This is a genomic window from Thiomonas sp. FB-Cd (genome assembly GCF_000733775.1).
In the GTDB taxonomy this organism is placed as follows: Bacteria; Pseudomonadota; Gammaproteobacteria; order Burkholderiales; family Burkholderiaceae_C; genus Thiomonas_A.
Genome location: NZ_JPOE01000005.1, coordinates 1,315,022 through 1,341,751 on the forward strand (window position 1 = coordinate 1,315,022; position 26,730 = coordinate 1,341,751).

The 26,730-nt window shown below is 63.2% G+C and carries 25 protein-coding genes and 1 pseudogene; 9 read left to right on the forward strand and 17 right to left on the reverse strand.

All coding sequences use genetic code 11. The features are described from left to right. Window positions 1-57: 57 nt before the first annotated feature. From CD04_RS0119865 to CD04_RS0119875, 3 genes are all read right to left on the reverse strand, one after another. On the reverse strand, window positions 58-1,380 hold the full coding sequence (locus CD04_RS0119865) for an NAD(P)/FAD-dependent oxidoreductase (protein ID WP_038168941.1): 1,323 nt from the start codon (window positions 1,378-1,380) through the stop codon (window positions 58-60). A gap of 322 nt (window positions 1,381-1,702) precedes the next feature. Next, window positions 1,703-2,524, reverse strand: coding sequence for a GTP cyclohydrolase FolE2 (gene folE2, locus CD04_RS0119870; RefSeq protein ID WP_031409983.1), 822 nt, complete (start codon window positions 2,522-2,524; stop codon window positions 1,703-1,705). A gap of 125 nt (window positions 2,525-2,649) precedes the next feature. Continuing rightward, the gene (locus CD04_RS0119875) at window positions 2,650-3,261 is read right to left on the reverse strand and encodes a glutathione peroxidase (RefSeq protein WP_031409985.1); all 612 of its coding nucleotides are present in this window, start codon (window positions 3,259-3,261) and stop codon (window positions 2,650-2,652) included. A gap of 239 nt (window positions 3,262-3,500) precedes the next feature. On the opposite strand from CD04_RS0119875, the gene CD04_RS0119880 reads away from it, so the two are divergent. Beyond that, a complete protein-coding gene (locus CD04_RS0119880) occupies window positions 3,501-4,463 on the forward strand; it encodes a MerR family transcriptional regulator (protein ID WP_031409987.1) in 963 nt (320 codons plus the stop codon). Window positions 4,464-4,684: 221 nt separating this feature from the next. On the opposite strand, the gene CD04_RS0119885 is transcribed toward CD04_RS0119880, so the two are convergent. Beyond that, window positions 4,685-6,094 carry a chloride channel protein gene (locus CD04_RS0119885; RefSeq protein ID WP_081858103.1) on the reverse strand — a complete coding sequence of 470 codons (1,410 nt, stop codon included), beginning with the start codon at window positions 6,092-6,094 and terminating at the stop codon, window positions 4,685-4,687. Between the two features lie 182 nt (window positions 6,095-6,276). Between CD04_RS0119885 and rfaE2 the strand changes: the two genes are divergently transcribed. Then, on the forward strand, window positions 6,277-6,792 hold the full coding sequence (gene rfaE2, locus CD04_RS0119895) for a D-glycero-beta-D-manno-heptose 1-phosphate adenylyltransferase (protein WP_051849468.1): 516 nt from the start codon (window positions 6,277-6,279) through the stop codon (window positions 6,790-6,792). 30 nt (window positions 6,793-6,822) lie between these two features. Here rfaE2 and CD04_RS0119900 read toward each other — a convergent pair whose 3' ends face one another. The 6 genes from CD04_RS0119900 to argS all read right to left on the reverse strand — a co-directional run bounded on the left by CD04_RS0119900 (window position 6,823) and on the right by argS (window position 13,070). Continuing rightward, a complete protein-coding gene (locus tag CD04_RS0119900; protein ID WP_031409995.1) occupies window positions 6,823-8,289 on the reverse strand; it encodes an RNA polymerase factor sigma-54 in 1,467 nt (488 codons plus the stop codon). Between the two features lie 13 nt (window positions 8,290-8,302). Then, entirely contained in the window at window positions 8,303-9,100 is a 798-nt protein-coding gene (gene lptB, locus CD04_RS0119905; protein WP_031409997.1) for an LPS export ABC transporter ATP-binding protein, read from the reverse strand. Continuing rightward, window positions 9,097-9,744 (reverse strand): lipopolysaccharide transport periplasmic protein LptA, encoded by a 648-nt coding sequence (gene lptA, locus CD04_RS0119910; protein ID WP_231480702.1) that lies wholly within the window; start codon window positions 9,742-9,744, stop codon window positions 9,097-9,099. The genes lptB and lptA overlap by 4 nt, the downstream gene beginning before the upstream one ends. A gap of 139 nt (window positions 9,745-9,883) precedes the next feature. Next, window positions 9,884-10,540 (reverse strand): thiol:disulfide interchange protein DsbA/DsbL, encoded by a 657-nt coding sequence (locus CD04_RS0119915; protein WP_031410002.1) that lies wholly within the window; start codon window positions 10,538-10,540, stop codon window positions 9,884-9,886. Between the two features lie 67 nt (window positions 10,541-10,607). After that, entirely contained in the window at window positions 10,608-11,255 is a 648-nt protein-coding gene (locus CD04_RS0119920; RefSeq protein WP_038168600.1) for an SPOR domain-containing protein, read from the reverse strand. 72 nt (window positions 11,256-11,327) lie between these two features. After that, a complete protein-coding gene (gene argS, locus CD04_RS0119925; RefSeq protein WP_031410006.1) occupies window positions 11,328-13,070 on the reverse strand; it encodes an arginine--tRNA ligase in 1,743 nt (580 codons plus the stop codon). Window positions 13,071-13,241: 171 nt separating this feature from the next. Here argS and CD04_RS0119930 point away from each other — a divergent pair, with 171 nt between their 5' ends. Beyond that, window positions 13,242-13,607, forward strand: a complete 366-nt coding sequence (locus CD04_RS0119930; RefSeq protein ID WP_038168947.1) for a PsiF family protein — start codon at window positions 13,242-13,244, stop codon at window positions 13,605-13,607. Between the two features lie 119 nt (window positions 13,608-13,726). Here the strand turns inward: CD04_RS0119930 and CD04_RS23955 are convergent, their stop codons facing one another. Then, window positions 13,727-14,875, reverse strand: coding sequence for a septal ring lytic transglycosylase RlpA family protein (locus CD04_RS23955; RefSeq protein WP_156030347.1), 1,149 nt, complete (start codon window positions 14,873-14,875; stop codon window positions 13,727-13,729). 362 nt (window positions 14,876-15,237) lie between these two features. Between CD04_RS23955 and CD04_RS0119940 the strand changes: the two genes are divergently transcribed. The 3 genes from CD04_RS0119940 (at window position 15,238) to miaB (ending at window position 18,502) form a co-directional block, all read left to right on the forward strand. Next, entirely contained in the window at window positions 15,238-16,527 is a 1,290-nt protein-coding gene (locus tag CD04_RS0119940) for an RNA-guided endonuclease TnpB family protein (RefSeq protein WP_031410012.1), read from the forward strand. Window positions 16,528-16,666: 139 nt separating this feature from the next. After that, window positions 16,667-17,071 carry a hypothetical protein gene (locus CD04_RS0119945; protein ID WP_051849469.1) on the forward strand — a complete coding sequence of 135 codons (405 nt, stop codon included), beginning with the start codon at window positions 16,667-16,669 and terminating at the stop codon, window positions 17,069-17,071. A gap of 78 nt (window positions 17,072-17,149) precedes the next feature. Then, on the forward strand, window positions 17,150-18,502 hold the full coding sequence (gene miaB, locus CD04_RS0119950; protein WP_231480703.1) for a tRNA (N6-isopentenyl adenosine(37)-C2)-methylthiotransferase MiaB: 1,353 nt from the start codon (window positions 17,150-17,152) through the stop codon (window positions 18,500-18,502). A gap of 326 nt (window positions 18,503-18,828) precedes the next feature. On the opposite strand, the gene CD04_RS0119955 is transcribed toward miaB, so the two are convergent. The 5 genes and pseudogenes from CD04_RS0119955 to CD04_RS0119970 form a co-directional block, all read right to left on the reverse strand. Further along, on the reverse strand, window positions 18,829-20,079 hold the full coding sequence (locus CD04_RS0119955) for a D-alanyl-D-alanine carboxypeptidase family protein (RefSeq protein WP_156030348.1): 1,251 nt from the start codon (window positions 20,077-20,079) through the stop codon (window positions 18,829-18,831). Between the two features lie 242 nt (window positions 20,080-20,321). Then, window positions 20,322-21,008, reverse strand: a complete 687-nt coding sequence (locus CD04_RS0119960) for an alpha/beta hydrolase (protein WP_031410021.1) — start codon at window positions 21,006-21,008, stop codon at window positions 20,322-20,324. A 16-nt stretch (window positions 21,009-21,024) separates the two neighbouring features. After that, window positions 21,025-21,333, reverse strand: a pseudogene (locus CD04_RS24930) (ferredoxin); the annotation flags it as partial. 19 nt (window positions 21,334-21,352) lie between these two features. After that, window positions 21,353-22,486 carry a VanZ family protein gene (locus CD04_RS0119965; protein WP_031410023.1) on the reverse strand — a complete coding sequence of 378 codons (1,134 nt, stop codon included), beginning with the start codon at window positions 22,484-22,486 and terminating at the stop codon, window positions 21,353-21,355. A 15-nt stretch (window positions 22,487-22,501) separates the two neighbouring features. Next, the gene (locus CD04_RS0119970) at window positions 22,502-22,939 is read right to left on the reverse strand and encodes a CopD family protein (RefSeq protein ID WP_031410025.1); all 438 of its coding nucleotides are present in this window, start codon (window positions 22,937-22,939) and stop codon (window positions 22,502-22,504) included. A gap of 245 nt (window positions 22,940-23,184) precedes the next feature. On the opposite strand from CD04_RS0119970, the gene hemB reads away from it, so the two are divergent. After that, a complete protein-coding gene (gene hemB, locus CD04_RS0119975; protein ID WP_369792861.1) occupies window positions 23,185-24,195 on the forward strand; it encodes a porphobilinogen synthase in 1,011 nt (336 codons plus the stop codon). A gap of 336 nt (window positions 24,196-24,531) precedes the next feature. On the opposite strand, the gene CD04_RS0119980 is transcribed toward hemB, so the two are convergent. Further along, window positions 24,532-24,978, reverse strand: a complete 447-nt coding sequence (locus tag CD04_RS0119980) for a CopD family protein (RefSeq protein ID WP_031410029.1) — start codon at window positions 24,976-24,978, stop codon at window positions 24,532-24,534. A 299-nt stretch (window positions 24,979-25,277) separates the two neighbouring features. Here CD04_RS0119980 and CD04_RS0119985 point away from each other — a divergent pair, with 299 nt between their 5' ends. Both CD04_RS0119985 and atpB read left to right on the forward strand, forming a co-directional pair. Continuing rightward, window positions 25,278-25,766 carry an ATP synthase subunit I gene (locus CD04_RS0119985; protein ID WP_038168604.1) on the forward strand — a complete coding sequence of 163 codons (489 nt, stop codon included), beginning with the start codon at window positions 25,278-25,280 and terminating at the stop codon, window positions 25,764-25,766. A gap of 45 nt (window positions 25,767-25,811) precedes the next feature. Then, the gene (gene atpB / locus CD04_RS0119990) at window positions 25,812-26,672 is read left to right on the forward strand and encodes a F0F1 ATP synthase subunit A (RefSeq protein WP_031410034.1); all 861 of its coding nucleotides are present in this window, start codon (window positions 25,812-25,814) and stop codon (window positions 26,670-26,672) included. Window positions 26,673-26,730: the final 58 nt, after the last annotated feature.

Here is a 26,730-nt window from a genome sequence, read left to right on the forward strand (position 1 = left end):
TCGTGGCGCTGCCACCTCCGAACTGGGCGCGGGGTTGCAGGAAACTCACCGGGTGTCTCATTGCGCCCCCGCCGGCACGGCTTCACGCGCGGGCCGCGTCGGGTGACGCCGAATTTGCGTCAGCAGTGCGTCCGCCGCAGCGTAGCCCGCTTGCAAGCCGTCTTCGTGGAACCCGTAGCCACACCATGCGCCGCAGTAATACGTGCGGCGCAGCCCCTGCAATGCGCGCACATGCTTCTGCGCGGCGATCGCGGTGGCGTCGAACACCGGGTGCGCATAGCCGATATCCATCAAGACACAGCGCGGATCCGGCTCGCGTAGTGGATTGAGCGAGACGATGACGGGCTGCTTGAAGGGCACAGGCTGCAGTTTGTTGATGAGGTAATGCAGGCACACTGTGGGGGTCTCAATGCCTGCACTTGCTGGTGCGCTTTCATAGTTCCATGCCGCCCAAGCCTTACGGCTTCGGGGCAGCACGCGGCTATCGGTGTGGAGCACGGCGCGGTTCGGCTGATAGGTGATGGCAGCGAGCACCGATCGTTCGTGCTCGCTCGGGTCGGCGAGCAGGCGCAGGGCCTGGTCGCTGTGACAGGCGAGTACGACATGGTCAAACCATTCGGTGCCAGCGTCGGTGCTGACTTCAACACCCACATCGAAGCGCTTGATGCGCCGAACGGGCGTTTGCAGCCGGGCGTCGGTAAGGTGTCCAACGATGCGCTGCACATATTGCCTCGAACCGCCGCGCACGGTGAGCCATTGGGGTCTGTCGGCCACCTGCAGAAGACCGTGGTTATGACAAAAGCGCACCATGGTCGACACGGGAAAGTCCAGAATCTGCTTCGTGGGGCACGACCAGATGCAGGCAGCCATCGGCAGGAAGTATGAGTGTGCAAATTCGTCGCTGTAGCGACCGTCTCGCAAGAATTCGCCAACGCTGCGCGCTTCGCGCGCGAGGCCTTCATCCGCCTCGGCAAGGGCAGTGGCCTCGCGGTTAAAGCGGAGGATGTCCCTGAGCATGCCCCAAAAGCGCGGGCGCAGAACATTCGAGCGCTGCGCGAAAACCGTGTTGAGGCTTGCGCCGTTCCATTCGAGCCGTCCCCCTCCCGGATGCGCCCGCTGCACGGAGAACGACATGTCGGACTCCGCAATGGGGACGTCAAGTTGCGCGAACAGCCGAAGCAGGCCTGGATAGGTGCGGCGGTTCAGGACGAGAAAGCCGGTGTCAACGGGATAGGTGATGCCGCCGACCGTGGCATCGACGGTTTGCGCATGCCCGCCGAAATGACTTCCAGCCTCGAACACGGTGACTCGCGCGTGCCCCCGTAGCTGCCAAGCTGCCGCGAGGCCCGAGATCCCGGAGCCGACAATTGCCACGCGCATCATGGCCTGGCGGGGGTCGGACGCTGCGTGGGCATGCGCTGCCGTGGCACTTTGGAGGCGCCACGGTACAAGGGCAACGTAGAGATGCCGTCGAGGCGCGGCATGGGGCATCGGCCAATGCAGGGCTTTGGTGCGACCATGATCCGATGCGGGGAAGGAGCGGGGGCTGCTTGAACGCGGGCGTCGAAGCGTTCGGCGAGGTGGTGGGTCATGGCGCCGGGCGCGTGTGAGCGCGTAGGGGTTGGGGGACGGACGACATTGATCAAGGCCGCCTTGAGCGAGCCCCTTGATTTGCCGAGGCGGCGAGCCGTGGGGTGTGGAGTCATGCTTCCCGCACGAACGTGATGCGCGCGTAGGCCGAATGGTTGTGGATCGACTCGAAGTTCTCGGAAGCCACGCTGAAGGCGTCCACACGCGGGTCTGATCGAAGGGCGAGCGCCACATCGCGGACAAGGTCCTCGACGAATTTGGGGTTGTCATAGGCGCGCTCCGTGACATGCTTTTCATCCGGGCGCTTGAGCAGGCCCCAGAGTTCGCATGACGCTGAGGTCTCCGCAATCCGGATCAGCTCCTCCAAGTGCATGTCGGCGTTTGGCTCAACGGCGAGTGTGAGGTGCGAGCGCTGGTTGTGCGCGCCATAATTGGAAATCTCGCGTGAGCAGGGGCAAAGGCTCGTCACCGGTACCTGGACGGTCTGTCGCACCTTTGCGGCCTCACCCGCGCGGCCAGCGATGTGCAGCTTCACCTCGTAATCCAGCAGGCTGGTCACACCGGACACTGGTGCCTTTTTCTGCATGAAGTAGGTGAAGCTGAGCGTGATTTCGCCCTCCTCGGCCTCAAGGCGCTCAAGCATCTGGGAGAACATGGTGCGCAGACTTGCAGGATCGAGGGTTTCGCCGGCTTGCGCTTCGAGGAGCTCGACGAAGCGTGACATGTGGGTGCCCTTCGTGTCGGAGGGCAGGCCAACGTACAGGTCAAAGGTCGCCACGCTAGGCTGGGCCGAGCCATCCCTGGTGCGCATGAGCACCGGGTAACGAACGCCCTTGACGCCCACTTGCTGAATGGGCAGGTTCCGGCGGTCAACGGTGGATTGAATGTCGGGCAAGGGCGTGGCGCTTTGGAAGATCTTTTCTGGGGCGTTCATCTGCTGTCCTTTCGAAAGGTTGTGCCAAAATGCGTGGGGCAAATCGGCACGTTGCAAAGGCGGGAGTGCGGGTGCTGCGCCGACGCGGCGACCGCTGCGAAAAGCGTCGCGTGAGCCTGCGGACCTCAGCCTTTTTGCTTGATGAGGGCTTCAATCTTGCTGATGAACGCTGTGTTTTCCGGCGTCGTCAGACTGGAATAAACCGCCACGACCTTGCCTTCGCGGCTGATCAGATACTTGTAGAAGTTCCACTTTGGCTGGTCGCCGGAGGCGGCGATGAGCTTCTTGAAAAAGTCATTCGGATTCGGTTCCGTCACATGCGAGGGAGCAAACATGGGGAACTGAACGTTGTAGGTGTCCTTGCAGAACGCGGCGATCTTGCCTGGATCCTTCATTTCCTGGTTGAAGTCGTTGGACGGAAAGCCCAGCACCACCAACCCCTGCGGTCCATACTTGCTGTACAACGCCTCCAGGCCCTTGTATTGCGGCGTGAAGCCGCAGTAACTCGCGGTGTTGACGACCAGGACGACCTTTCCGGCGTACTGGCACATGTCGATGGGCTTGTCATCCTGTAAACGTCGAACCGTTTGGTTGAGCAGGGACGGGCAGGTGCCAGAAGCCATCGGCGCGCCTGTACGCAGCGGGGCGGACGCCAGAACACCTGCCGCATGGGCGCTAGGGTCAAGTCCGAAACAGCTCAGCAAAATGGTGGCTGCGAACGCTATGAATTGGCGCATCACGATATTCCGGTTTGGGGTGGACGAGGCTTGGTGCCGTGGGGTGCATGATGCAGGATGTCCTAGACAAAACACAATCGATGCTCAATTTGTCCTGGACAATAGAGGGGTTTTATTCAAGATTGTCCAACCACGCCTAGGATGTTGCCAGGCAAACCTGCACCTTCACGCTTGGCCCCATGCCGATCAACGTCAATCCCGACCTTTTAGATTCATGCCATGGCTTTGCTGACTCGTCGATGAATGAGCGCTCGCATTCCATTGCGTTGACCGTGGGTATTGCCGCGGTCGAGCGCGATACGGGGATCCCGAAGGACACGTTGCGTGTCTGGGAGCGTCGTTACGGTTTCCCCATGCCACTGCGGGGGGTGTTGGACGAGCGACTGTATCCGCCAGATCAGCTTGAGAAGCTGCGCCTGATCAAGCGATTAATGAGCGCCGGGCATCGGCCGGGGCGTATCGTGCAACTGCCGGTGGAGCAGCTTGAGGCCCTCGTGCGCGAACATGCTGGAGTGGACAGCGGTGTTGCGCGTTCGAGCGTACGGGGAGGCGAAGTTCCAACGGCGCGCTTCTACCTGCAATTGCTCAAGCAGCACGACGCCGAGCGCCTGCGTCGCGAGCTGCTGCAAAGTCAGATGCGCCTGGGTCTGGGGCGCTTCATCGCTGAAGTCGTTGCCCCGCTTGCAACTGAAGTGGGTGAAGCGTGGATGCGTGGTGATCTCGAGATCTTCGAGGAACATCAATTCTCCGAAACCGTGTACCGCGTACTGCGCGCCGGGATCTCTGGCGTGCCCAGCACAGACATGCCGGCCGCAGCGCGACCGCGAGTGTTGCTCACCACGATCCCGAATGAGCCGCATGGGCTGGGCCTCCTCATGGCCGAGGCCATGCTGGTGCTGGAGGGGTGCCAATGCGTGTCATTGGGCGTGCAGACCCCCGTGTGGAACATGCTTCTGGCTGCCCAGGCACACCGCAGCGATGTGCTGGTCCTGAGTTTTTCCAGCGTGCCCACCCAGGCGCAGGTCCTGGATGCGCTGACGGAGTTGCGCGAAAAGCTTCCATCCGGCGTCGAACTCTGGGCAGGAGGTTCGGCGCCGGCACTCAAGCGTGCGCCGAGCGGTGTGCGTGTGATCCGTGCGCTCGCGTCTTTGGCCGAGGCGGTCGCCGATTGGCGCGCCAGCCATGCGCCTGCGGTGGACTGATGGGCTGGGGCGGGATCGCCCGTGCGTGCCGCAAGACCTTCGAGCACAACGTGCAAGGTGCAGGCCATGCCGCATGGTCGGCCGTCACGAAGTGGCGCCACAGCGCCAGTGCCCGCGCGACTGGGCAGCCAGCCGTATTGGCGCTGCAGCGCGACCGTCCCGGCTGCCAGGCACTGACCCGCGATCGCGTTCCTCGGCCCAGTGGCTTTCTCGCCTTGCGCTCAGTCCGCGGTGCTGTTGCGTGCCGCCAGTGGCTTCGGATCCAAGGTGACGGTGCTTGGAAAGGTGCCGTCCGAAACAGGGCCAAACGCACCGTGCTCCCCCTCTTTGAGGCCCAGCGCCTCGGCGTAGACGGAGCGATGGCGTAGCAGGCTTCCAATCACAGAGGCAATCACGCACGCGGGCATCGCGGCCATCACCACGTTGTAGTTGCGGGTGATCTCGAAAACCATGATGGCGGACATGGCCGGGGCGTGGGTGGTCGCGGCCAACAGGCTGCCCATGCCCACGAGAGTCCACAGCGCCTGGGAGTGGCTCGCCTCGGGCACGAGAAAAAGATGGGACACCATCAGACCCAATGCTCCTCCCAGGGCCAACGTGGGCGTCAGCACGCCGCCCGGGATGCCCGCCGCGCTTGCTGCGGTGACGGCGATGGTGCGCAGCACGAATACGGCCGCCACGGTGGACAGCGCCCAATGCTCGACAAGGAACGATTGAACGACGCTGTAACCGTTGCCCCACACCTCGGGCATGAGCAAAGACAGCAGGCCGATAACGAGGCCCGCCAGTCCCATGCGCAGCGGCAGGAACGTGACGAGTGACTGGTATTTGCGCCGCGAGCTGTCGAGGAGCCAGAGGAACATCGGGCCGACGAAACCCGCGAGAAGGCCCAGAAGCGAGGCATCCACGAGATCGATGAAGCTCACCGGCGGCACCGCGTGCGCCAAATACAGCGGGCCCGTGGCGAAAAGACTTTGCGTCGTCAGCTCGCCGATCACAGCCGCCACCAGCACCGCGGCAATCTCGCGCAGCGGCAATCCTCCGAGGATGATTTCGGCGACGAACAGCGTTCCTGCGATGGGTGCGTGGTAGGCGCCCGCGAAACCCGCCGCTGCGCCGCAGGCCACAATCAGCCGTTGGTGCGCCGCGTCGGCGCGGCCAACGCGCCCGATGATGGATGAGATCACCGAGGCGAACTGAATCATCGTACCTTCGCGGCCAATGGTGATGCCTCCGCTCACTGCCACCAGCGACGAACCCGTGCGCACGAGGTTGGGAACCAGTGGCAGCCGCCCATCGCCCACACGCACTGCCTCCATGTACTCCGGGCCGCGCGGGCGCTTGATCCAGCGGTGTCCAGCCCACATGACAAGACCACCGATTACGGCGGCGATCGGTGGAATGAGCGCCCGCTTCCATAGCGGCAATCCCGCTGCCGCCGCCACCAAATGCTCATGCGTGCTGTAAATCCGGATCACCGCATACATCGTCTGGCGAAATCCCTCCACCGCCACCGAGCTGACGAACCCGACGGCAGCAGCGATCAGCATCATGGGCACCATCGGATCAAGCCCAAAGCGCATTTGGGCGAGCAGTGCGTGCAGGCGGTCCGAGAAGGTGGATTCAGACATGGCGTGTCGGGTAGGTTTCGCGCGGCCATCGCGGCGAGGCAATTGGCAAGCGCAAATGGTATCGGTTCGCGTGGCGGAAGAGCGTGAAAATTGGTGAATGACGGGAGCGCCGGCGCCCGGCGTGTCCCGCTTTGATGAGGCGCGCAACCGGGTGCGGCTCCGGCTTTGCGACAATGAGCAACATGTCCGGTCACCCACTCTCCAATGCGCTCGTGGACCTCCCCTTCTTGCGGAAGGTCTGCCCGAGGACTCTGCTGCTTCGGGCCGTGGCGGCCCTGCCGCGCCCGCTCGTGTTCACCAACGGGGTCTTCGACATCCTGCACCGTGGACATGTGACCTATTTGGCGCAGGCGCGCGCTCTGGGGGCAAGCCTGATGGTGGGCCTGAATTCCGACGGCTCGGTGCGCACGCTGAATAAGGGCTCGGAGCGCCCGCTCAACCCGCAAGACGATCGTGCCGTCGTGCTGGCGGCGCTGGAAAGCGTGAGCCTGGTTACGCTATTCGACGAAAGCACTCCGCTTGCGCTTCTGGAGCAGGTTCGCCCTGATGTGTACGTCAAGGGCGGCGACTATGCCATTGAAAGCCTGGCTGAGACGGCGCTGGTGCGAACCTGGGGCGGAAAGGCTCTGGCCATTCCCTTGGTGGCAGGACGCTCCACAACCAATCTCGTGCAGCGCATCCGCGCCGCGCGCGACTGAACCCTTCTTGCCTGCGGTTAGGCCAACTGCCTAGGCGCTCTTGCGCTGTGCCGTGGGTGGTATGCGCAGCGCTTCGCGGTACTTGGCAACGGTGCGTCGGGCCACACTAATGCCTTGAGCGGCCAGCCTCTCGGCGATCTCGCCGTCCGACAATGGCGCGGTCGGGTTTTCCTCCTGCACCATGCTGCGAATGATGGCGCGTACCGCAGTGCTCGAGGCACTGCCGCCAGTATCGGTCGACAAGCCCGAGCCGAAGAAATATTTCAGCTCGAAGGTGCCATAGGGCGTGAGTACGTATTTCTGCGTGGTCACGCGCGAGATGGTGGATTCATGCAGCCCCAGTTCATCCGCGATTTCACGCAGGACGAGCGGACGCATGCCGAGTTCGCCGTGACTAAAGAAGTTCTGTTGCCGCTCGATCACCGCCTGCGCCACACGCTCGATGGTTTCAAAGCGCTGCTGCACATTGCGAACGAACCAGCGTGCCTCCTGCAGCTGGCCCGAAAGGCCTGCGCCGTCGCGTGAGCGGCGCAGCAGTTCGGCATACAGGCTGTTGATACGCAGCTTGGGCATGACCTCGGGGTTGAGCACTGCGCGCCACCGGCGACCCACGCGTCGGGCGATCACATCGGGGGTGACGGCTTGCGCGGTCGAAGGCGCGAAGCGCGCCCCTGGGTGCGGATCCAGACGCGCGATAAGCTGCTGCGCGTCACGCAACGCCGCCTCGTCCGCTTCCAGGGCACGAGACAAGCGCTTCCAGTCGCGCTTGGACAGCAGCTCCAGGTGTCCGCCGGCGCACAGCGCCTTGGCCAGATCGCGCTGTGGGCTCGGCGGTTCGCGGCCAAGCTGCAGGCACATGCACTCCGCAAGCGTGGTGGCACCCACACCGGCAGGGTCGAAGCTCTGGACGAGCTTGAGTCCCATGCGCAGTGCGTCGGCGAGCGCCTCCCGGTCCTCGTCGCTGGCTTGTGGATTGAGTTCGGCGGCAAGCTGGTCCGGACCTTCCAGCAAATAGCCGTCGTCGTCCAGCGAGTCGATGATCGCTTCAGCCGCGCCACGGTCTGCCAAGGACAGGCTCAGGCCAGCGAGCTGGCTGCGCAAATGCGCACGCAGGTCAATATTCACATGGGCCAAGCCCAAGGGGTCGAAGTCGTCGTCAGCCTCGCCGCTGCTGCCCTGCCAAGTCTCGCCTGGCGCTGCATCCCACTCACCCTGCTCGGCGCCAGATTGCCAGTCTTCCTGGTCGAGCTTGAGCTCTTGCGTCTCTTCGGCGGATTCCTTGCGTGGATCGACCGTATCGGCCGCAGCCAGTGCTTCGGCCGGCGTTTCGGATTCAGCGTCACCTTCCTCGTGCTCAAGGAACGGATTGGCTTCCAACATCTGCTCGACCTCCTGATGGAGCTCCAGGGTGGAGAGCTGGAGGAGGCGGATCGATTGCTGCAACTGGGGCGTGAGCGCCAGATGTTGCGAGAGGCGGAGATTGAGCGTTTGTTTCATGGCCGGTCCCTGCTCAAAGGCGGAAGCTCTCGCCAAGGTAGACCTTCCGCACGGCCGGGTTGTTGACGATTTCCTCCGGTTTGCCCAGCGCCAGGACGCTGCCTTCACTGATGATGCAGGCGTGGTCGCAGATTCCCAGGGCCTCGCGTACGTTGTGATCGGTAATCAGCACGCCGATGCCCCGCGACTTGAGAAACTGCACAATGCGCTGGATCTCGATCACGGCAATGGGGTCGATGCCGGCGAAGGGTTCGTCGAGCAGGATGAACTGCGGGTTGGTGGCCAGTGCGCGCGCGATCTCAACCCGCCGCCGTTCGCCACCGGACAGCGCAGGGGCGGGACTTTCGGCGAGATGCTCGACATGCAACTCACGCAGCAGCTGCCCGAGTCGGGCATCGATTTCGGCTTTTTTCAGCGCCCGGCCGGTGGCGTCGCGCTGTAGCTCCAGGACCGCACGCACGTTCTCGGACGCCGTCAAACCCCGGAAGATCGACGCCTCTTGCGGCAGATAGGACAATCCCAGGCGCGCGCGCCGGTACATCGGCTGGTGCGTAATGTCTTGCCCGTTGAGATGAATTTCGCCGCCATCGGCGCGCACAAGCCCGACGATCATGTAAAAAGACGTCGTCTTGCCGGCGCCGTTAGGCCCTAACAGGCCGACCACTTCGCCGCCGCGCACGTCCAAGCTCACGTCGCGCACCACGGTGCGCCCCCCATAGCGCTTTTGTAGGCGCCGCACGCTCAATAGGCCCCCGGGTTGAGCATGCGTCTGCTCGAGTGCCTCCCTCGGCTCCAATGTGGCAGCGCTCATGGCTGGGGTCCAAGCTTCGGTGATAGCTTGAGCGCGGGCGCAGGCTGCGAGGACCCCGCTGGGGCCTGCGCATGGCGCGGCGAGAGCATGACCCGCACACGACCATCCGGATTGGACGGTGTGGCGCCGCCCTTGCCACCGACGACGGCAAAGACGTCAGTCAGACCGTTATAGGTGATGACTTGCCCCTGCGCACGATCGCTCAGCTTGCCATTGAGCAAGCGGTCAAGCATGGCTTGGCCGGTGAACGTTACGACATCTGTTTTGCCGTTGTAGTCGATCGTGACGGCCTGGCCGTGGATGGCCGGTGTGGGCTCGCCAGCCTGGGCATCCATGGTCTGCTCGTAGGTGGCGAGCTTGCTCGGACTTCCATAGGCGATGGCGTCGCTGTAGCCATCAGGCGTCTGACGCACCTCGACCTTGGCTGCGCGGATCACCATCGACCCCTTCGTGACCACGACGTTTCCCGTGAACACGCTGGTCTGCTTCACGTCGTTGTACTGCATCGCATCCGCTTCGACGTGCACGGGCTGCGATTGGTCAGTCGCCAGCGCCTGAGCACACACGCCGCCGGGCACGCACACCAGCAGACTCAAGAACAGCAGAGCGGCGGAGCGAAGCATGGGCATGAAGTTTGCTTTCATGCCTTGCATTGTAGGCATCTGTGCCAGTCCTGCCGGTGTCATGTGCTGACGCGCTGCCGCATCAGGCGTACAGGCCAAGGCATGATGCGGACCTGCCCCGCGCAGGTCCTGGCGTCGGCGGTAAAGCCAGATTCCGCGGTTACTTGGCAGACTTCGTCATGCCTTGGCGAACCTGCTGGATGAGGTAATCCACCGCTTGGAGAACCTTCTCGTTTGTGGGAGTCTGAGGCATGGAGGCCGATGTCGTGTACATGCCCTGCACCGCCATGGTTGGCACGCCCTGGATCTGGTAATCCGTGACCATCTGGGTGGCGCGCTTGGCTTCCATTTGCACACCGAACGAGTTGTAGGCGTTCATGAACTGCTGCTTTGGAACGCCTTTGGTCTGCAACCAGTTGGCCATTTGTTCGGGGTTCACAAGCGCAATGTGCTGCACGTGGATCGCGTTGAACACTGCACCCTGCAGCGCATCCACCTTGCCCAGCGCTTTGAGTGCGTAGTACAGCCTCTGCTGAGGAACGAACTGCGGCGCAAAAGCCACCGGCACGCGCTCGAACACCACGTCAGCTGGCAGTTTCTTGACCCAGGCTTCAAGCAGGGGTTCGAATTCGAAACAGTGCGGGCAGTTGTACCAGAAGAACTCAGTCACGACGACTTTGCCTGCCGGGCTCACGGGCTGCGTGACCGTGAGCTTGTCGAACCCGAGCCCTTCCTTGAATGGCGCATTCGCGGCGCTTGCCCCGACACTGAAACCAAGCAAGAGCAATGCTGCGATGCGAGCGAACCAGCGAACCATGGTGCTTCCTTTCGAAACGGGTTGAGAGCTTGGAGCGGGGCAAGGACCAAACGGCAGCCCCGGGACTTTACTTTGAGACCTTAACGACTGCGGATTCGATTCCGTTGTCATTCAGAAGTTTCTGCGCCTTGTCCGCTTGTTCGCCAGTGGCATAGGGGCCCACGCGCACGCGGTACAACGTGCGCCCGCCCACGACACGCTCATCGAGGTGAGCCTCCAACCCCGTGAAAGCGACCTTCGCTCGCTGGCTCTCTGCGTCATTACGGTTGCTGTACGCGCCAATTTGGAGGATGTACTGGAGACCGCCGGCAGTGCCCGGCGCCGCCGAAGGGGGTGTGCTGGTCGTGCCCGCGCCAGTTGACGAAACCGGACTGCCGGACTGCACAACGCCGGATTGTGGCTGGCCAAGCGATTCGATCGCCTTGGGCGAGAGTGGAGCGCTGCTCACAGGACCAGGCGCCGAACCCCCAGCCACAGGGGCCGGTGCGCCTCCGCCAGCCAGCCCCTGGTTCGGATTCCAGTTTGCGGCGCCCGAGGCAGCGCCTGTGGGCCGTTCCTGGAATCGGTTCATGAACGGGAGCGGTGCCTTGGTGATGTACATGGCTGTGACCAGTGCGATGGCCAAGCCGAGCACCAGCCCGACGATCAGCCCGATCAGGGTGCCGCCGCGCTGGGTGCGTGTGTGCCAACGGGGCGTTGGTGCTGGATGGAACATGGCGTAGGAGGGAGGTGGGGGTCGGAAATCAGGCGCTGAGCGCGCCCACGCGGGTTGGCTCGCCGTTGTGGCTCACATGCGTTGCGGGCTGCTGACGCCCAATACATTGAGCGCATTGTGCAACACGTGGCGCACGGCCAGCAGCAGTGCCAGGCGGGCGCGCTTGAGGGCCACATCATCCACCAGGACGCGCTCGGCGTTGTAGTAGGCGTGCAGGCTGCCGGCAATGTGACGAAGATAGAAGGCCACGTCGTGCGGGGTGAGATCAAGCGCTGCCTGATGCAACATCTCGGGATAGGCGGCCAACTGCATCATCAGGTCTAACTCACGCGGGTGCGTGAGGGGCGAAAGATCTGTGTCAAGCAACTCCGCCTCGCTGCCGCCGTCGCGCTCGGCCCATTGGGCCAACACCGAGCAGATGCGCGCATGAGCATATTGGACGTAGTACACGGGGTTTTCGTCGTTTTGCGCGAGTGCAAGGTCCACGTCAAAGACAAACTCGGTGTCCGCCTTGCGCGAAACCAGGAAAAAGCGCACGGCATCGCGCCCGCGCTGCAGGGCGGTGTCTCGCTCGGCCGGCGTCATATCGTCGCGCACGCCGCCGGACCATTCGATCAGGTCGCGAACCGTGACGTAGCTGCCGGCGCGTTTTGAGATCTTGACCTCCTGGCCGCCGCGCATGACTGTCACCATCTTGTGCAGCACGTAGTCGGGGAAGTCTTTCGGGATCGTCGGATTCGCCGCCTGCAGGCCCGCGCGCACGCGAGCCACGGTGCCATGGTGGTCCGAGCCCTGGATGTTGATGGCCCGGCGAAAACCGCGCTCCCACTTGACCAGGTGATAAGCCACGTCGGGCACGAAATACGTATAGCTGCCGTCGGACTTGCGCATCACCCGGTCCTTGTCGTCCCCGAAGTCGGTGGTCCGCAGCCACAACGCACCATCGTGTTCATAGGTGTGGCCGGAGGCGATGAGGGCTTGAACCGTGCGGTCCACGCGGCCCTCCGCGTACAGGCTGGACTCAAGGTAGTAATTGTCGAAGGCGACACCGAAGGTCTTCAGGTCAATGTCCTGTTCGCAGCGAAGGCAGGTCACCGCGAAGCGGCGAATTGCCTCAAGGTCCTCGACATCCCCGGCGCCCTGCACAGCCCGGCCATCCACAGCCTTGACGGTGGCGCGCGCGAGGTAGTCGCGCGCGATCTCGGCAATGTAATCGCCTTTGTAGGCGGCCTCTGGCCAGGCGGCGTCGGTCGGTGCCAATCCGCGCGCACGGGCCTGCACGGACAGTGCGAGGTTGTAGATCTGCACGCCTGCGTCGTTGTAGTAGAACTCACGGGTCACGGCCCAACCCTGGGTCGCAAGCAGCCCGGCGATGGTGTCGCCGAGCGCGCCTTGGCGCCCGTGTCCGACATGAAGCGGCCCCGTGGGATTGGCAGAAACGAACTCCACGAGTACGGGGCGGGCCGGATCCCGCGGTAGGCGGCCGAACTGCGAACCACTGCGATTGACCTGCCGAACCATCCCCTGTTTGACGCCCGGCGCGAGTGTGAAGTTGATGAACCCCGCACCAGCCAGTTCGATGTGCTCAAGTCCGCGGGCCAACTCACTGTCAGCTTCGACGGAGTCAATCAAGTGCTGCGCGATCTCGCGTGGATTGCGCTTGAGCGTGCGCGCAAGTTGCATCGCCACGGTGCAAGAATAGTCGCCATGCCCTGCGGATTTGGGCCGTTCCAGAACTGCGGCGGGTGCTTGCGCGTGCAGCTTCGCAGCAGCGGCCGAAAGCGCACTTGTCAACCGGGATATATATTCAAGCATTATGGGCACTGTGGCAATGCAAATCCACGCATTTTAGGGTGACGGGCCGCATTTGGCACAACCCGGTTGGCGTGGAACCAAACCCTCGCGGATCAGGGTGCGGTTGAGCTTGCCATCAACCAGCTGCTTCGCTTCGTTTCTCTCGTTCCAACCCTTGTTCGGAGTCTGAATATGAAAAAACTCATCATCGCCATCGGCCTGTCTTTCGCCGCGATCACCCTGCCCGGCCTGGCTACGGCCCAGGCCGCGACCACGCAAACCAGCAAGATGACCCAGTGCAACGCGGACGCCAAGGCCAAGGGTCTCAAGGGCGAAGAGCGCAAGAAGTTCATGAAGGAGTGCCTGAGCGCGAAGGTCGCAGAACCCGCGAAGCCGGCAGCGGCGGAAAAGAAGGCGATGCCCGCTACGCACGAAGGCAAGAAGCTGACCGCGCAGCAGGAAAAGATGGTGACTTGCAATGCGGATGCCAAGACCAAAGGGCTCAAAGGTGAGGCGCGCAAGACGTTTATGAAGGAATGCCTCAGCAACAAGAAGTAAGTCGGGGAAGGCGCAGCGACCCGTCATGACGGGTCGTCTCGCGTCTGCGCACCCAGCGGCGAGCGCCTCCTAAGGCAAGGGGCGTGGCCACGCGGCGCCGCGTTTTGCGGTGGAACCGTTCAGTCCTGCACGATCGAGTAGGACGTAAAACCCAGCGTTTGGAGCTTTTGCTCCAGCGCTGTGGGTGGCGTTACCGCAGGCAGCGGACCAATCTGCACGCGGTAATAGCTTTGTCCATGGATGAGGCCGGGCACGATTTGGACCGGCCCGATGCCTGCCGTTTGCAGGCGGGAGCGCTCGTCTATTGCGTTTTGTTCCACGGTGAAGGCGCCGGTTTGCAAGTAGCTCTGCAAGGGCAGTGCCGTCGACCGATCCTGCGCCTGCACGTGCAGCGCCTCTGACCCGGAAAGCGCATCCTGAGTGGCGCCAGACGTGAGGGGCTGAGCTGCTGCGGATCCAGGTGGCGGAGGGTCTGCCGATTCACCTGTGGAATCGCTAGGCTGCAACGGAGCGAGCGCCTGCACCGTGATGCCAGGGCTTTGCACGGCTTGCGCCTGCGCCGTCGGCAGGGCTGCTGGGTGGAACAATGCCTGTGAGGCAGACGGATCTTGGGGTGGACCGCCGGTGACAGTGGGCGTCGCGCCCGCCAAAAGGGGCTCGGGGCGTGTTCGCGTCACGGGTGCGTCTTCAGCCGGCGCCGGCCCTCGAGCGGCCATATCACCTTGAAACGCCACGATGCGCACAGGGGCGGTTCCCGTGCTTGCCACGCCAAGGGCCTTGGCGGCTGCATAGGACAGATCCATGATGCGACTGTCCACGAACGGGCCGCGGTCATTGACGAGCACCAAGGCGCTGCGGCCATTGTTGAGGTTGGTCACCTGCACACAGCTCGGAAGCGGGAGTATGCGGCTCGCGGCGGTAAACGCGCGCGGGCTGAAGGCCGTCCCCATCGCGGTCCTGGAGCCGGATTCCCAGCCATACCAGGACGCCGTGCCATCGGCCTCATAGCCCTCGGCGCTTGGCAAGGGGGTATAGGTGCGCCCAAGCACTGTATACGTGCGGTTATAGGCCGCGCGCAAATTGGGCTGAGGCGCATAGCAGTTGGTGTCGCCGTTGACCACCCCAAGGATCCCGCCATGCTCGGACGACATCGGGACGCCGGCGCACCCGGCGAGCAGCGAGGCAAGCAAAAGGGACAGCAATAGCCCCGGATGCGCCCTATTGGCACGCTTCGGCACTGCATCAAGGGCTCGCGGGGTGGCGCTCATCGGTGCATGCGTCGGATCGGGGCCGTGGGATGGTCACGTGCGTTAATGCTACACAGCCGCGTGGCAGAGTGCACGATGTCGGGTGCAGCGCGGTGCAAATTGTTTGGCGCGCATGATCCCTGCTGCAACAGGTTGCGCCTTGTTCGTGCAGTTGCCAACAGCGGGCATCGAGCGCTCTGGGGTGCATCGAACGCTGGTGGCAAGCGTCATGGCTATGGACCATCTTGAACATATGCCCGCGCATTCCCCTTCCTCACCCGGCCCGACGCACAGCGTCGCTCAGGCGAAGCCGTCCGGGCAGGAGGGGGTCAAGCGCGCGGTTTTCGCTCGTTGCTTCTCGCGAGGCTGGATAAAATACCAGCGTGCAACGGCGCAAAGTCACGCTCAAGCTGTACCCCAATGCCGCGCAAGCTGCGCGGCTTGAGGCGTGGACGCGGCTGCACTGCGAGTTGTACAACGCGGCACTGGAAGAGCGCATCGACGCCTGGCACAAGGCCAGGAAGTCCATCTCTTACTACGAGCAGCAAAACGCGCTGCCACAGATCAAGGCCGCGCGGCCTGAGTTCGTGGAGCTCGGCAGCCACGCCTTGCAGCAGACGCTGCGGCGGCTGGATCTCGCCTTCCAGTCGTTCTTTCGCCGGGTCAAAGCTGGTCAAACGCCTGGATTCCCGCGGTTCAAGGCCGCGAAGCGGTTCTCGGGTTTTACCTATCCCGATCCGGCTGGCTGGAAGCTCATGCAGCATGGCGGCCGTGGTGCCACGCTGCGCATTGGCAGTGGAGACACGGCCCTGTCCGTCCGGGCGCGCGGGCTGCACCGCTTCGGCGATCAGGCAAAACCCAACGACATCACGCTCACGCGCAGGAACGATCAGTGGTTTGTATCGGTGACGCTGCGCGTGCCCGAGTCGGCCTGTGCGCGGCAGCGCGCCGCCGACATGCGGCGTGGCGTGGATTTCGGGATCAACGACTGGGCGACGTTCGATGATGGACGGACCATCGATAACCCGCGCTGGCTGCGCGAGGAACTGCCGCGCCTTGCCGCGCTGCAGCGGCAGCGCGGCAGGAAGAAGAAGGGATCGTTGCGCTTCAAACGGCTCGGGCGTCGCATCGCCCGGCTGCACGATCGCATTGGCAACTTGCGCCGGGACTTCGTGCACAGGGAAACAACCAAGCTGGTGCGGCAATGCGCCGTCCTGGCGACTGAGCAATTGGCCCCGAAGACCATGAGCCGCAGCGCACGCGGCAAGGGGGAAGCCCCGGGCCGTCGCGTGCGGCAGAAAGCCGGACTCAACCGGGAGATCCTCTCGGCAGGGTTCGGCATGGCGCATCCGATGCTCGCGTACAAAGCGGAAGAAGCTGGTACGCGGCTGCATCTGAGCCATACGCGCCAGATCAAACCGTCGCAGCGCTGCTCGGCGTGCTGGGAACTGGCTCCCAAGACGTTGGCGCAGCGCATGCATGTGTGCCCGCACTGCGGGCATGTCATGCAACGCGACCAAAACAGCGCGTTGGTGGTGCTCATCGACGCGCACAACACGCAGGACACGCCTGGAACGGGCGTGGCGGCGAGACCCAAACCTCGGCCACGGCAACGTGGCAAGTCGAAGTCTGTGACCCGCGAAACCCCCACGACAACCGCGCAAGCGGTTTAGTGGCGGGAGAGTTCATCAGCTCGTTTTGGGCGCCCCCAGCTGCTAAGATTCAGGCCACATGCACAAAGGGCTCTCGCCCCATGTGCATGTCTGCCACTACCACGGGTCTATTCGACCTCCACGCCTCTGGATCAACACCATGAATCGCGTGCCTTGCGATCACCTTGAGCCGGCTCGCGCCGCGCCTGCCTGGCGCCGCCTGCTCCTGCCAGCCTTGCTGCTCAGCGTGCTGACATTGGGCACTGGGCAGGCCCAAATTCTCCACCTTTTTCCCGCGGGCAGCTTACAGGGCAGCGGCCGTTTCGGTGCATGGCCCGACCTTACCGTCAACTGCACGCCCTACACGATGGGCCCTGGCGTGCGCGTACTCGACGACCAGCAGCGCGTGGCGCTCACCGGTCAGCTGCCGGGCATCAAAAGCCATGTCGTGTTCCTGCGCGATGCCTCGGGAAACGTGTTTCGGGTCTGGTTGGTGAACGACAAGGATCCTTCACTGGCCAACGTGCCTCAGGCGATATCGAACTGCCTGTTCGGCAACGGCTGAACGACAGATGGACGACTCGGGCCTGCAACGGCCATCACTTGCGTCGCCCCTGTCCGTGCACCGTGCATGGCGGCGAGCATGCCAACGAACTTCCCTGCGATGAAAAAACTCTACATCAAGACCTTTGGTTGCCAGATGAACGAATACGATTCGGCCAAGATGGCCGACGTTCTCGCAGCCGACGAACCCTATGAGCCAACCGACAGGCCTGAGGATGCGGACCTGATCCTGCTCAATACCTGTTCGATCCGTGAAAAGGCACAGGAAAAGGTTTTCAGCGATCTCGGCCGCTTGCGCGCACTCAAGGCCGATAAGCCTGGGCTGCGCATCGGGGTAGCCGGCTGCGTGGCAAGTCAGGAGGGTGCTGCGATCGTCGAGCGCGCGCCCTATGTCGATGTTGTCTTCGGCCCCCAGACACTGCATCGCCTGCCCGAATTGCTGAGCGCCCGCGAGCGCAGCGGGCGTGCGCAGGTGGACATCAGCTTCCCCGAGATTGAAAAGTTCGATCACCTGCCTCCCGCACGCGCCGAAGGTGCAACGGCCTTCGTGTCGATCATGGAAGGTTGCAGCAAGTACTGCAGCTATTGTGTCGTGCCTTACACGCGGGGCGAGGAGGTCTCCCGGCCTCTTGCCGACGTGCTGACGGAAGTGGCGGAACTGGCCACGCAGGGCGTGAAGGAAATCACGCTGCTCGGCCAAAATGTCAATGCCTGGCGTGGCGATGTCGACGGTGCCAGCGCCGACTTCGCCTTGCTGCTGGAATACGTGGCAGCGGTGCCCGGCATTGAACGCCTGCGCTATACGACCAGCCATCCCAACGAGTTCAGCGAGCGGCTGATAGCCGCACATGGGCGCATCCCACAGCTCGTGCCACACGTGCACCTGCCCGTGCAGCATGGCTCGGACCGCATCTTGGCTGCAATGAAGCGTGGCTACACAGCATTACAGTTCAAACATATCGTGCGGCGGTTGCGCGCGGTGCGCGCGGGAATCAGCATTTCATCGGACTTCATCGTCGGATTCCCCGGTGAGACCGATGCCGATTTCGCGCAACTGATGAAACTGGTGGATGACGTGGGCTTCGACGCCAGCTTCAGTTTCATCTTCAGCGCCCGCCCTGGCACGCCAGCCGCAACGCTTCCTGACGACACGCCACAAGCGGTCAAACTCGCGCGGCTGCAGGCGCTCCAGGCGCGCATTGAGGCTCACGCCCAGGGCATCTCGCGGGCCATGGTGGGAACGACGCAGCGGGTGCTTGTGGAAGGTCCAAGCCGCAAGAGCGACGCAGAGCTGCAGGGACGCACGGAGAACAACCGCATCGTAAATTTCGCGGCACCCAACAGGCTCGTGGGTGAACTGGTGGAGGTACGCATCACCGCAGCGCTTCCCCACTCGCTGCGTGGCGAGTGGGCGATGGCTGCCGCGGCGTGACGCCCCGGGCGCATTGCCTGGCATCGCCCCGCCGCGGTGTGCGCCGGCGCGTGCACGAAAAGGCCGCGAAGTTCCACAAGGTGCGGTGATGCACCAAGCGTGCGATCCGTGTTACCGACTCGGCTTTCGTTGGGCAAGCCTCGGCACAAAACGCTTAAGCCTTGCAGCACGCTGCAAGCTTGCCTTTGCACCAGCGCGGCGACCGGTCTCTTGACGGCGGTCGCCGGCGCGGCTGCTGCGCCCTCAAGGACGATCCGTCTTGCGCGCCGCTCTGATTCGGCGCTGCAAGCCAATCGATCCCTGAGCCTGATCCCGACGGGTGCGATCTATTTGATGGCCAGGCGCAGCGCGTCCCAAACGCGTTTGAAAATTCCGGCCTGGGGAATCGCATTGAGCGCCACGAGCGGGTAACTCGCAATCGACTTGCCATCAAGGCTGACCTGCAAGGTGCCAATCTTTTGGCCCTTGGCGATCGGCGCCACCAGGGGGTCGGGTCGCTGGATCGTGGTCTTGATCTTCGCGCCATCGCCGCGTGGCACGCTGACAGCCAGGGTTTCGAAGCTTCCGAGTTGCACCTGGTTGGTAGCGCCCTTCCACACTGGCGCCACCAGCACTGGCTTTCCAGCGGTGACGACACGAATGTCGTCAAAGTTCTGGAAAGCCCAGTTCAGCAGCTTTTCGCTTTCGGCGACCCGTGCGTGTTCGGTGGGCGTCCCCATCACCACGGTGATCAATCGACGCGGGCCGTTGGGAAAATTGCGCTGCGCCGACGTGATCATGCAGTAGCCCGCATCCTTCGTGTAGCCCGTTTTCATGCCGTCCACCGAAGGATCGGTGAACAGCAGACTCACGCGGTTGGGCTGCGTGATGTGGTTGTAGGTGAACTCCTTGACCTTGAAGTAGCGCGCGTAGTCCTGCGGGAAGTCGCGAATGATGTGCGCGGCGATGACGGACAAATCGCGCGCCGTCGTGTGGTGACCTGGATCGGGCAGGCCCGTGGGATCCATGAAGTGCGTGCCCTGCAAGCCCCATTGCTGGGCTTGACGATTCATCATGCCAACGAAGGCCGACACAGAGCCGCCCACCGTCTGAGCCAGCGTCATCGCCGCATCGTTGCCCGATTGCACGATCATGCCCAGGAGGAGATCGTTGACCGACACCGGCACGCGCGGGTCGATAAACATGCGCGAGCCGCCGGTGCGCCAGGCTTCATCGGTCTCGTGCACCATCTGCGTGAGGCTGACGGAGCCATCCTTCACCGCCTTCAGCGTCAGATAGGCCGTCATCAGCTTGGTCAGCGAGGCCGGGGCCTCCTGCTGGTCGGCATTCTGCTCGGCAAGGATCTGGTTGCTGGTCATGTCGAGAACCAGCCAGCTGCGCGCCTGCATCGTGGGCAAGGGCACCGACTCAAGCAAAGCCGCGGTCGGCCCGGTCGGCGTATTACCGGGTCCGGCAGATACGGGATTGGGGTTGAGCGGGGGCGGGGACGCCGGCGCCGGACGGGACGCGGCCTGAGCCACGGAGGCGCAACTCAGTGCGGTCGCCAGGGCGATGACCGCCAGTCTTTTGGGCAACATGAATGGCATAGGGATCAACGAAGGAAATGGAGACGGATGATCGGATCAGGCCGGCGGGCAGGACGCGCTCTCACAACGCACTGCGGCCGGTCCGCAACACCATGCACCATAGCAGCGCAGGGCAAGTCGACGCGTTAAAAAGCGTTGCAGTTGGAGTGCGGCGCCTGCGAATTGGTTCACCCCGATGGCGCGCGCTGGCATCAGTGCCGTGCATGCTGCGCACCGCCCGCGCACATTCAGATTCAATCTGCGACGGCTGTTCCGTGCCACGTGCACACCCAATGCTTGAGCGGCGTGAGCAGCCCATGAAAGAAATGACCCGCGCCGGGCATCACCAGCACGGGCTGCTGCTGCGGCCGGGCCCAGTCAAACACCGCAGCCAGCGGCACCACGTCGTCGTGCTCGCCATGGATAACGAGCATGCGCTCGGCAAGTTGCGTACCGTCGGCATTGCGAAGCACGGGCACGTCAAAATTCAGGACTGCGGGGCCAACCAGCGTGAGATGGTCGATCGCCCGACCCTGCACATGCAAAGCTGCAGCAAGTCGTGCCGCAACATAGCCACCAAAGGAAAAGCCAGCCAGCGCCAGGGGCAGCGACTCGGGCTCCACGCTTCGCTCGGCAGCGAACCGGCCCGCGTAGTGCGCGAGCACCGCCTGCATGTCCTCAGTCTCTCCGCGCCCGGCGTCATAACTGCCCTCGCTCGCGCCGACGCCACGAAAGTTGGGTCGCAACGTGAGATAGCCGAGCTGGAGCCAGGCGCGCGCCAGCGTCTGTGCCACCTTGTTGTCCAGCGTGCCGCCGTGCAGGGGGTGCGGATGGGCGACGAGCGCTAGGCCTCGTGGCGAGTGCGCCGCGGGCGCGTCCACGGCCACCTCGATCCAGCCAACAGGGCCGGCAATGCGCTCGCGGATTGTGTTGCGATTCATGATGCGGGGGCGCGTCGGGAAGCAGCAAGCGCTCAACCACCTCGCCCGCCTTGAGATGTCGCTCGACGATCTCGTCGATGTCATGCTGGTCGACATAGGTGTACCAGACCGCCTCGGGATAGACCACACAGACAGGCCCCTCCTCACAACGATCCAGGCAACCCGCCCGGTTCACGCGCACCGCGCCGGGACCGGCGAGGCTGGCGGCCTTCACGGCTTGCTTGCAATGCTCGAAGGCGGCCTCGGCTCCGCGCTTGGCGCAGGACGGACGACCATCCTCGCGTCGATTGAGACAAAAGAAGATGTGGTGTGCGTAATAGCTCATGGACGGATTGAACGAGAACTCATGGGGATGCACCGGGCCGCACGATGCGCCCCAGCAAATACAGCCCTGCAAAATAGGGCCACAGCCAGCTCAGCCATTGCGGCAGGCCGAACATGCGGATGAAAAGGCCCTGGCTCCAGGTTTGCAGATTCTGCGCGTAATACGGATCGGGCCCGGTCTGGTTGATCCACACCAACCCGCAAACCAGGGCGGTCAGCGCGAGCATGGCGCAAAGCCGATTGGGTAAATTGGCCAGCGGAAGGCCAATGGCTATCCCGACTCCCAACCCTTGCAGCGCGCCGGGCGTCGCCCACGCCAGCGCATGTTCAGGGCCGAAGCCCAGCGCGGCCGAGAGCGTCATGGCTGCCAGACCCGCCAGCACGATGACCAGGCCGATCCGTGCCCGGGGCGCCCGACTGCGCGTGATCGCCGAGCTGGTCCACAGCACCGCCATGACCATGGCTGCAGCAATCCACACCTGTTGACGCCCCCCCATGGGATGAGGCATGGTCAAGGCCAAGAGCGCATCCGAATTGAACCAGCGCGCGAACGGCGCCGCGACATGCGGAGCGTTCAGGCTCGCATCGGACAGGCTTTGCGCCAGCGTGCCAACGACTTGGCCCGTCGCGAACAGTGCCGGTGGCGGCCATAGCAATGCAAGCGGCCACGCCGCCAGGAGGAGAAGCCCGTAGCTTGCGTCGCGTGCGAACCAGCGCTCGCGCAGGGCGCGCGCTCGCTGGCTGAGCGACAGGCGCGGTACCAACCACAGGGCGAGCGCCGCGCCAATCACTCCGCCAAGGGAGTTGGTGACCCAATCCACGTTGGACGACACGCGCACGGGCAGAAAGCTCTGGATGGACTCCATTGCGAACGAAAGTGCGCTGCAGCCAATCGACGCAAGCGCCCAGGCTCGCCAGCCGGCCCACCGCGGCCGCAGGCTGGCAGCTGCCAACAGACCCAGCGGCAGGTACGCGGCCACGTTGAGCCACATGTCGGAGGCGGTGAGGTAACGCGGCAGTGGCGCGGCGACGAAGTCAAACGGGCTCAAACCCTGCCAGCGCCAGCCTGAAAACGGGTACATGCTGGCGTAGAGCACCAGCAGCAGGTAGGCAGCCAGCGCGTAGCGCGTGAAGGCCGATGGCAGGCGGTTCACGGACTGCGTGCTGGTTCAGAACGGCTTGACGACCACCAAAGGCACGATGATGAACATGGCGATGGTGGGAATTTCGTTGAACCAGCGGAACCACACGTGCCCACGCGTGTTACGACCCTGTTCGAAGGCGCGCAGCACTCGGCCACAGCTGTGGTGGAAAGCTAACAAGAGCAGCACCAAGGCAAGCTTGGCGTGCATCCAGCCATTGCCGGGGCCATGCAGCCCCACGCCGTAATACAGCCAGAGCACCAGCCCAAAACCCAGCGCGGGAATCATCAAGATAATCATGAATCGATAAAGCTTACGCGCCATGAGGAGTAAGCGCTCACGTTCGGCAAGACTGTTCGGCGGAACCATGGCCAGGTTGACGAAGATGCGCGGCAGGTAGAACAGTCCGGCGAACCACGAAATGACAAAAATGATGTGCAGGGCCTTGACCCAGAGGAAACCCATATCCGCTCCTTGTGCAATCCTACGAGTGTAGATTTGGAAGCGGATGCATGCCGCCAATCCTCTGCCGTGGTACAGGCATGGGGTGAAAAAAAACCCCGACAGGGGGGTCGGGGTCAATAGCCTTGAAACCAAGGCCCCCGCTCAGGGAGGAGAAGCGGGAGGAGGCGCCTCACAGCGGCCACCTCTTACCATTGAGTGCCGTAAGCTGCACAAGTTCCCAACGTCACATGAGGATGCAACATTTCATGTCCAGTCCAGCCTTCCCCGCGCTTCGGATGCGTCGCCTTCGACGCGACGACTTTACCCGTCGACTCGTGCGCGAGCACCGCCTGAGCGTCGATGACCTGATCTTGCCGGTTTTCGTCCTTGAAGGTGAACGGCGTCGCGAGAGCGTGCCATCGATGCCCGGAGTCGAGCGCTTGAGTGTTGACCTGCTGCTGGGTGTTGCCGAGGATTGCGTGCGGTTGGGCATCCCGGTTCTGGCACTCTTTCCAGTCATTGCCCCTGAGCGCAAAACTCCCGACGGTTTGGAGGCTGCCAACCCGGACGGCTTGGTACCGCGCGTGGTGCGAACGCTCAAACGCGAATTTCCGCAGCTTGGCGTGCTCACCGACGTGGCGCTGGATCCCTACACCTCACACGGCCAGGACGGATTGCTGGACGAGACGGGCTACATCGTCAACGACGCGACGGTACAGATGCTCGTGCGCCAGGCCTTGGTGCAGGCGCAGGCTGGGGTGGACATCGTGGCCCCCAGTGACATGATGGACGGGCGCATTGGCGCCGTGCGCGAAGCGCTCGAATCAGCGGGCCACATTCACACGCGAATCATGGCTTACAGTGCCAAGTACGCGAGCAGCTTTTACGGACCGTTTCGCGACGCGGTGGGCTCTGCGAAAAGTCTTGGCAAGTCTGACAAGAAGGTTTATCAGATGGACCCCGGCAACTCCGACGAGGCGCTACGCGAGGTGCAACTGGATATCGCCGAAGGCGCCGACATGGTGATGGTCAAGCCCGGCATGCCGTATCTGGATATCCTGCGGCGCGTGAAGGATGCATTCCGCATGCCCACCTTCGTCTACCAGGTCAGCGGTGAATATGCCATGCTCAAGGCGGCTGCGCAAAACGGCTGGCTGGATGGCGACGCGGCGATGATGGAATCATTGCTGTGCTTTAAGCGTGCGGGGGCCGACGGCGTCCTCACCTATTTCGCGCGCGACGCTGCCCGCATCTTGCGCGCGACGTCAGCCGGCTGAACCATCGCGACGCGACAGGGCCGGTGCGGCGCGCCATGGCATCACTTTGGCGCTGTGATCGACGGGCCGAGTCGCCTTAGCCGCCTTTGAACGCCGCGGCACGCTGCCAGGGCGTTACACGCGCACCGGCTGGTGCAACTCGGGCATCGATTGGTGCCTGCATCGGTGCACTCGGCCGCCGAGGCGCGGAAGCTCGTCCTGAGAGCCCGGCGATCCATCTGCGCAACGCCCCGCCCGATGCCGCTCGGTGGTCCACCGCCCTGGCACCCGAGATTGCTCAGGATGTGGCGCCGGCGAGTCCTTCAATGGCCTGTAGAAAACACGCTTGGCGCGATTTCAGCGCCATAGCGATACGATCGCAATGGCGATCCAGCCCAGGGTGAAATTCACCTTGACCAGCGTATGCATTTGCTGAAGCGATGCGGCGACAACCGCCCATTCCTGGCGTGCTGCGGCGCGGCGCGCGCGCATGAACGGCGCAAAGAAAAGGTGCGCAAAGAGCGCCATCATCACGAGCCCGATGCCGAACATGGCGTGCCAAGCCAACGGCGCGTGCGCAAACCCTACTGGCAGCATCATGCCCAGCCCGCTTGCCAGCAGCAGCGCAATGCTGAGCCACACCAGCGAAAAGAATCGTTGCAGACTGGCCAGCAGAAGGCGCGGCCGCTGCGGCACTTCGAGTTCGGCAAATGCAGCGGGGCGCAGGCTGAACAACACGAAAACCATGCCCCCCATCCAGACAATCGCGCCCAAAAGGTGAAGGAAAATCAGCAATCCGGTCATGCAAGCTCCCTGCAGTCATGCGCCTATTCGAACATGCCAACGCGCCGGCTGCGCAGCCCCTCCTGCCAAGCCTGTTGTGACTGGCCAAGACGTTGATGGACAACAATTCGGCACACGCGCGAGCGAAAAACGGTGAAATGGCCGAAGCCTTCCCGTATACTTTCGCTGTTTAGGCACCTTGAATTGTTACAACTCAAACACAAAAATACGTGGTTTGGGTGATCTCAAGAGATGCTGGTCGATCTGACCTTGGCACCTGATGCCAGCCTCGGATCGGCAACCCCTTCGAATTTCCCGCGGTGCCCAAGACAGTGCAAGCTTCCGATTCCTGGCAGGACGACGCCGACAGCTTTAAGGCGCAGCCGCTCTCGCGAGAGCAGGCGCAGGCGTTGCTGCTTGCAAAGCCGGGCGTCTCGGTGTTTCGCGTCGTCGCGCTGCAGGCGTTGGTGGGCGCCGTGGTGGCAGCGACCGCCTACGGTATCGCAGGGCGAAGCGCGGCCTTGTCGGCGCTGTACGGCTGCGTCGTCGTCATGTTGCCTGCGGCGCTGTTCGCCGGTGGCATGCGCGCGTGGCTGGTCAATCTTCAACCTGCATTCGCCTTGTTCGGCTTCGCCTTTGGCGAGTTGCTGAAGATCGCGCTCACCGTTGTTCTCCTGCTCTTGGCTCCGCGCCTGTTGCCTGGTTTGAACTGGCCCGCAATGTTGATCGGCCTGGTTGCCACGCTGCAGGTGTACTGGATCGCTTTGCTGTTGCGCGGCAAACGGTCCGGCCCCGCAACCAAGCGCTGAGCCCGTCTATCACTGTCCGCGATCGTTCAATCGACTGATCTTCCCATGCCCGCAGAACAGCAAACCATCACCGCCGGCGAATACATCATTCACCACCTGACGCAGTGGACCAGCAGTCCGCGCCTTGGCGTCGTCCAATTCAACATCGTCGACATCGACTCCATCATCTTTGCGGTGGGGCTGGGTTTGCTCGCCTGTTTCCTGCTGTGGCGCGTGGCCAAGAGCATGACGAGCGGCGTGCCGGGGCGGATGCAGGCGGCCGTGGAGTTCCTGGTGGAGTTCGTCGACGAGCAGGCGCGCGGCATCGTTCGCAATGCCAAGTCCCGCGAGTTTGTCGCACCGCTGGCGTTCATCGCGTTCATCTGGATCGTGATGATGAACGCGATGGATTTGTTGCCGGTCGATCTTTTGCCGCGCCTGTGGCAGGGCGCTGGCGCCATGGCCGGGCATGATCCCGAACACATGTACCTGCGCGTGGTGCCGACGGCGGACCTGTCCATCGCCCTTGGCATGTCAATCACCATCCTGCTTCTGAGCCTTTACTACGGCATCAAGGTCAAAGGACTGGGCGGCTGGGTGCACGAACTGTTCACGGCCCCGTTCGGCAACCATTTCCTGCTTTGGCCCCTGAATTTTGCGATGCAGTTGCTCGAATACCTCGCCAAGACGTTGTCCCACGGCATGCGACTGTTCGGCAATCTCTATGCGGAAGAAATCCTCTTCATGATTATCGCCTTGATGGGCGCTGCCGGCCTCAGCAACCTAACGGGCTGGGCGCTGTTTTTCGGCAACATCGTGGCGGGGCTGGCGTGGTCCATTTTCAGCATGCTGATCATCGTGCTGCAGGGCTTCATTTTCATGATGTTGACTTTGGTCTACATCGGCCAGGCCCACGATCATCATTGATTCCGCATTTGCTTTGCCCTTCTTCGACCTTCACTGACTTCAACTTTCTTAACAGGAG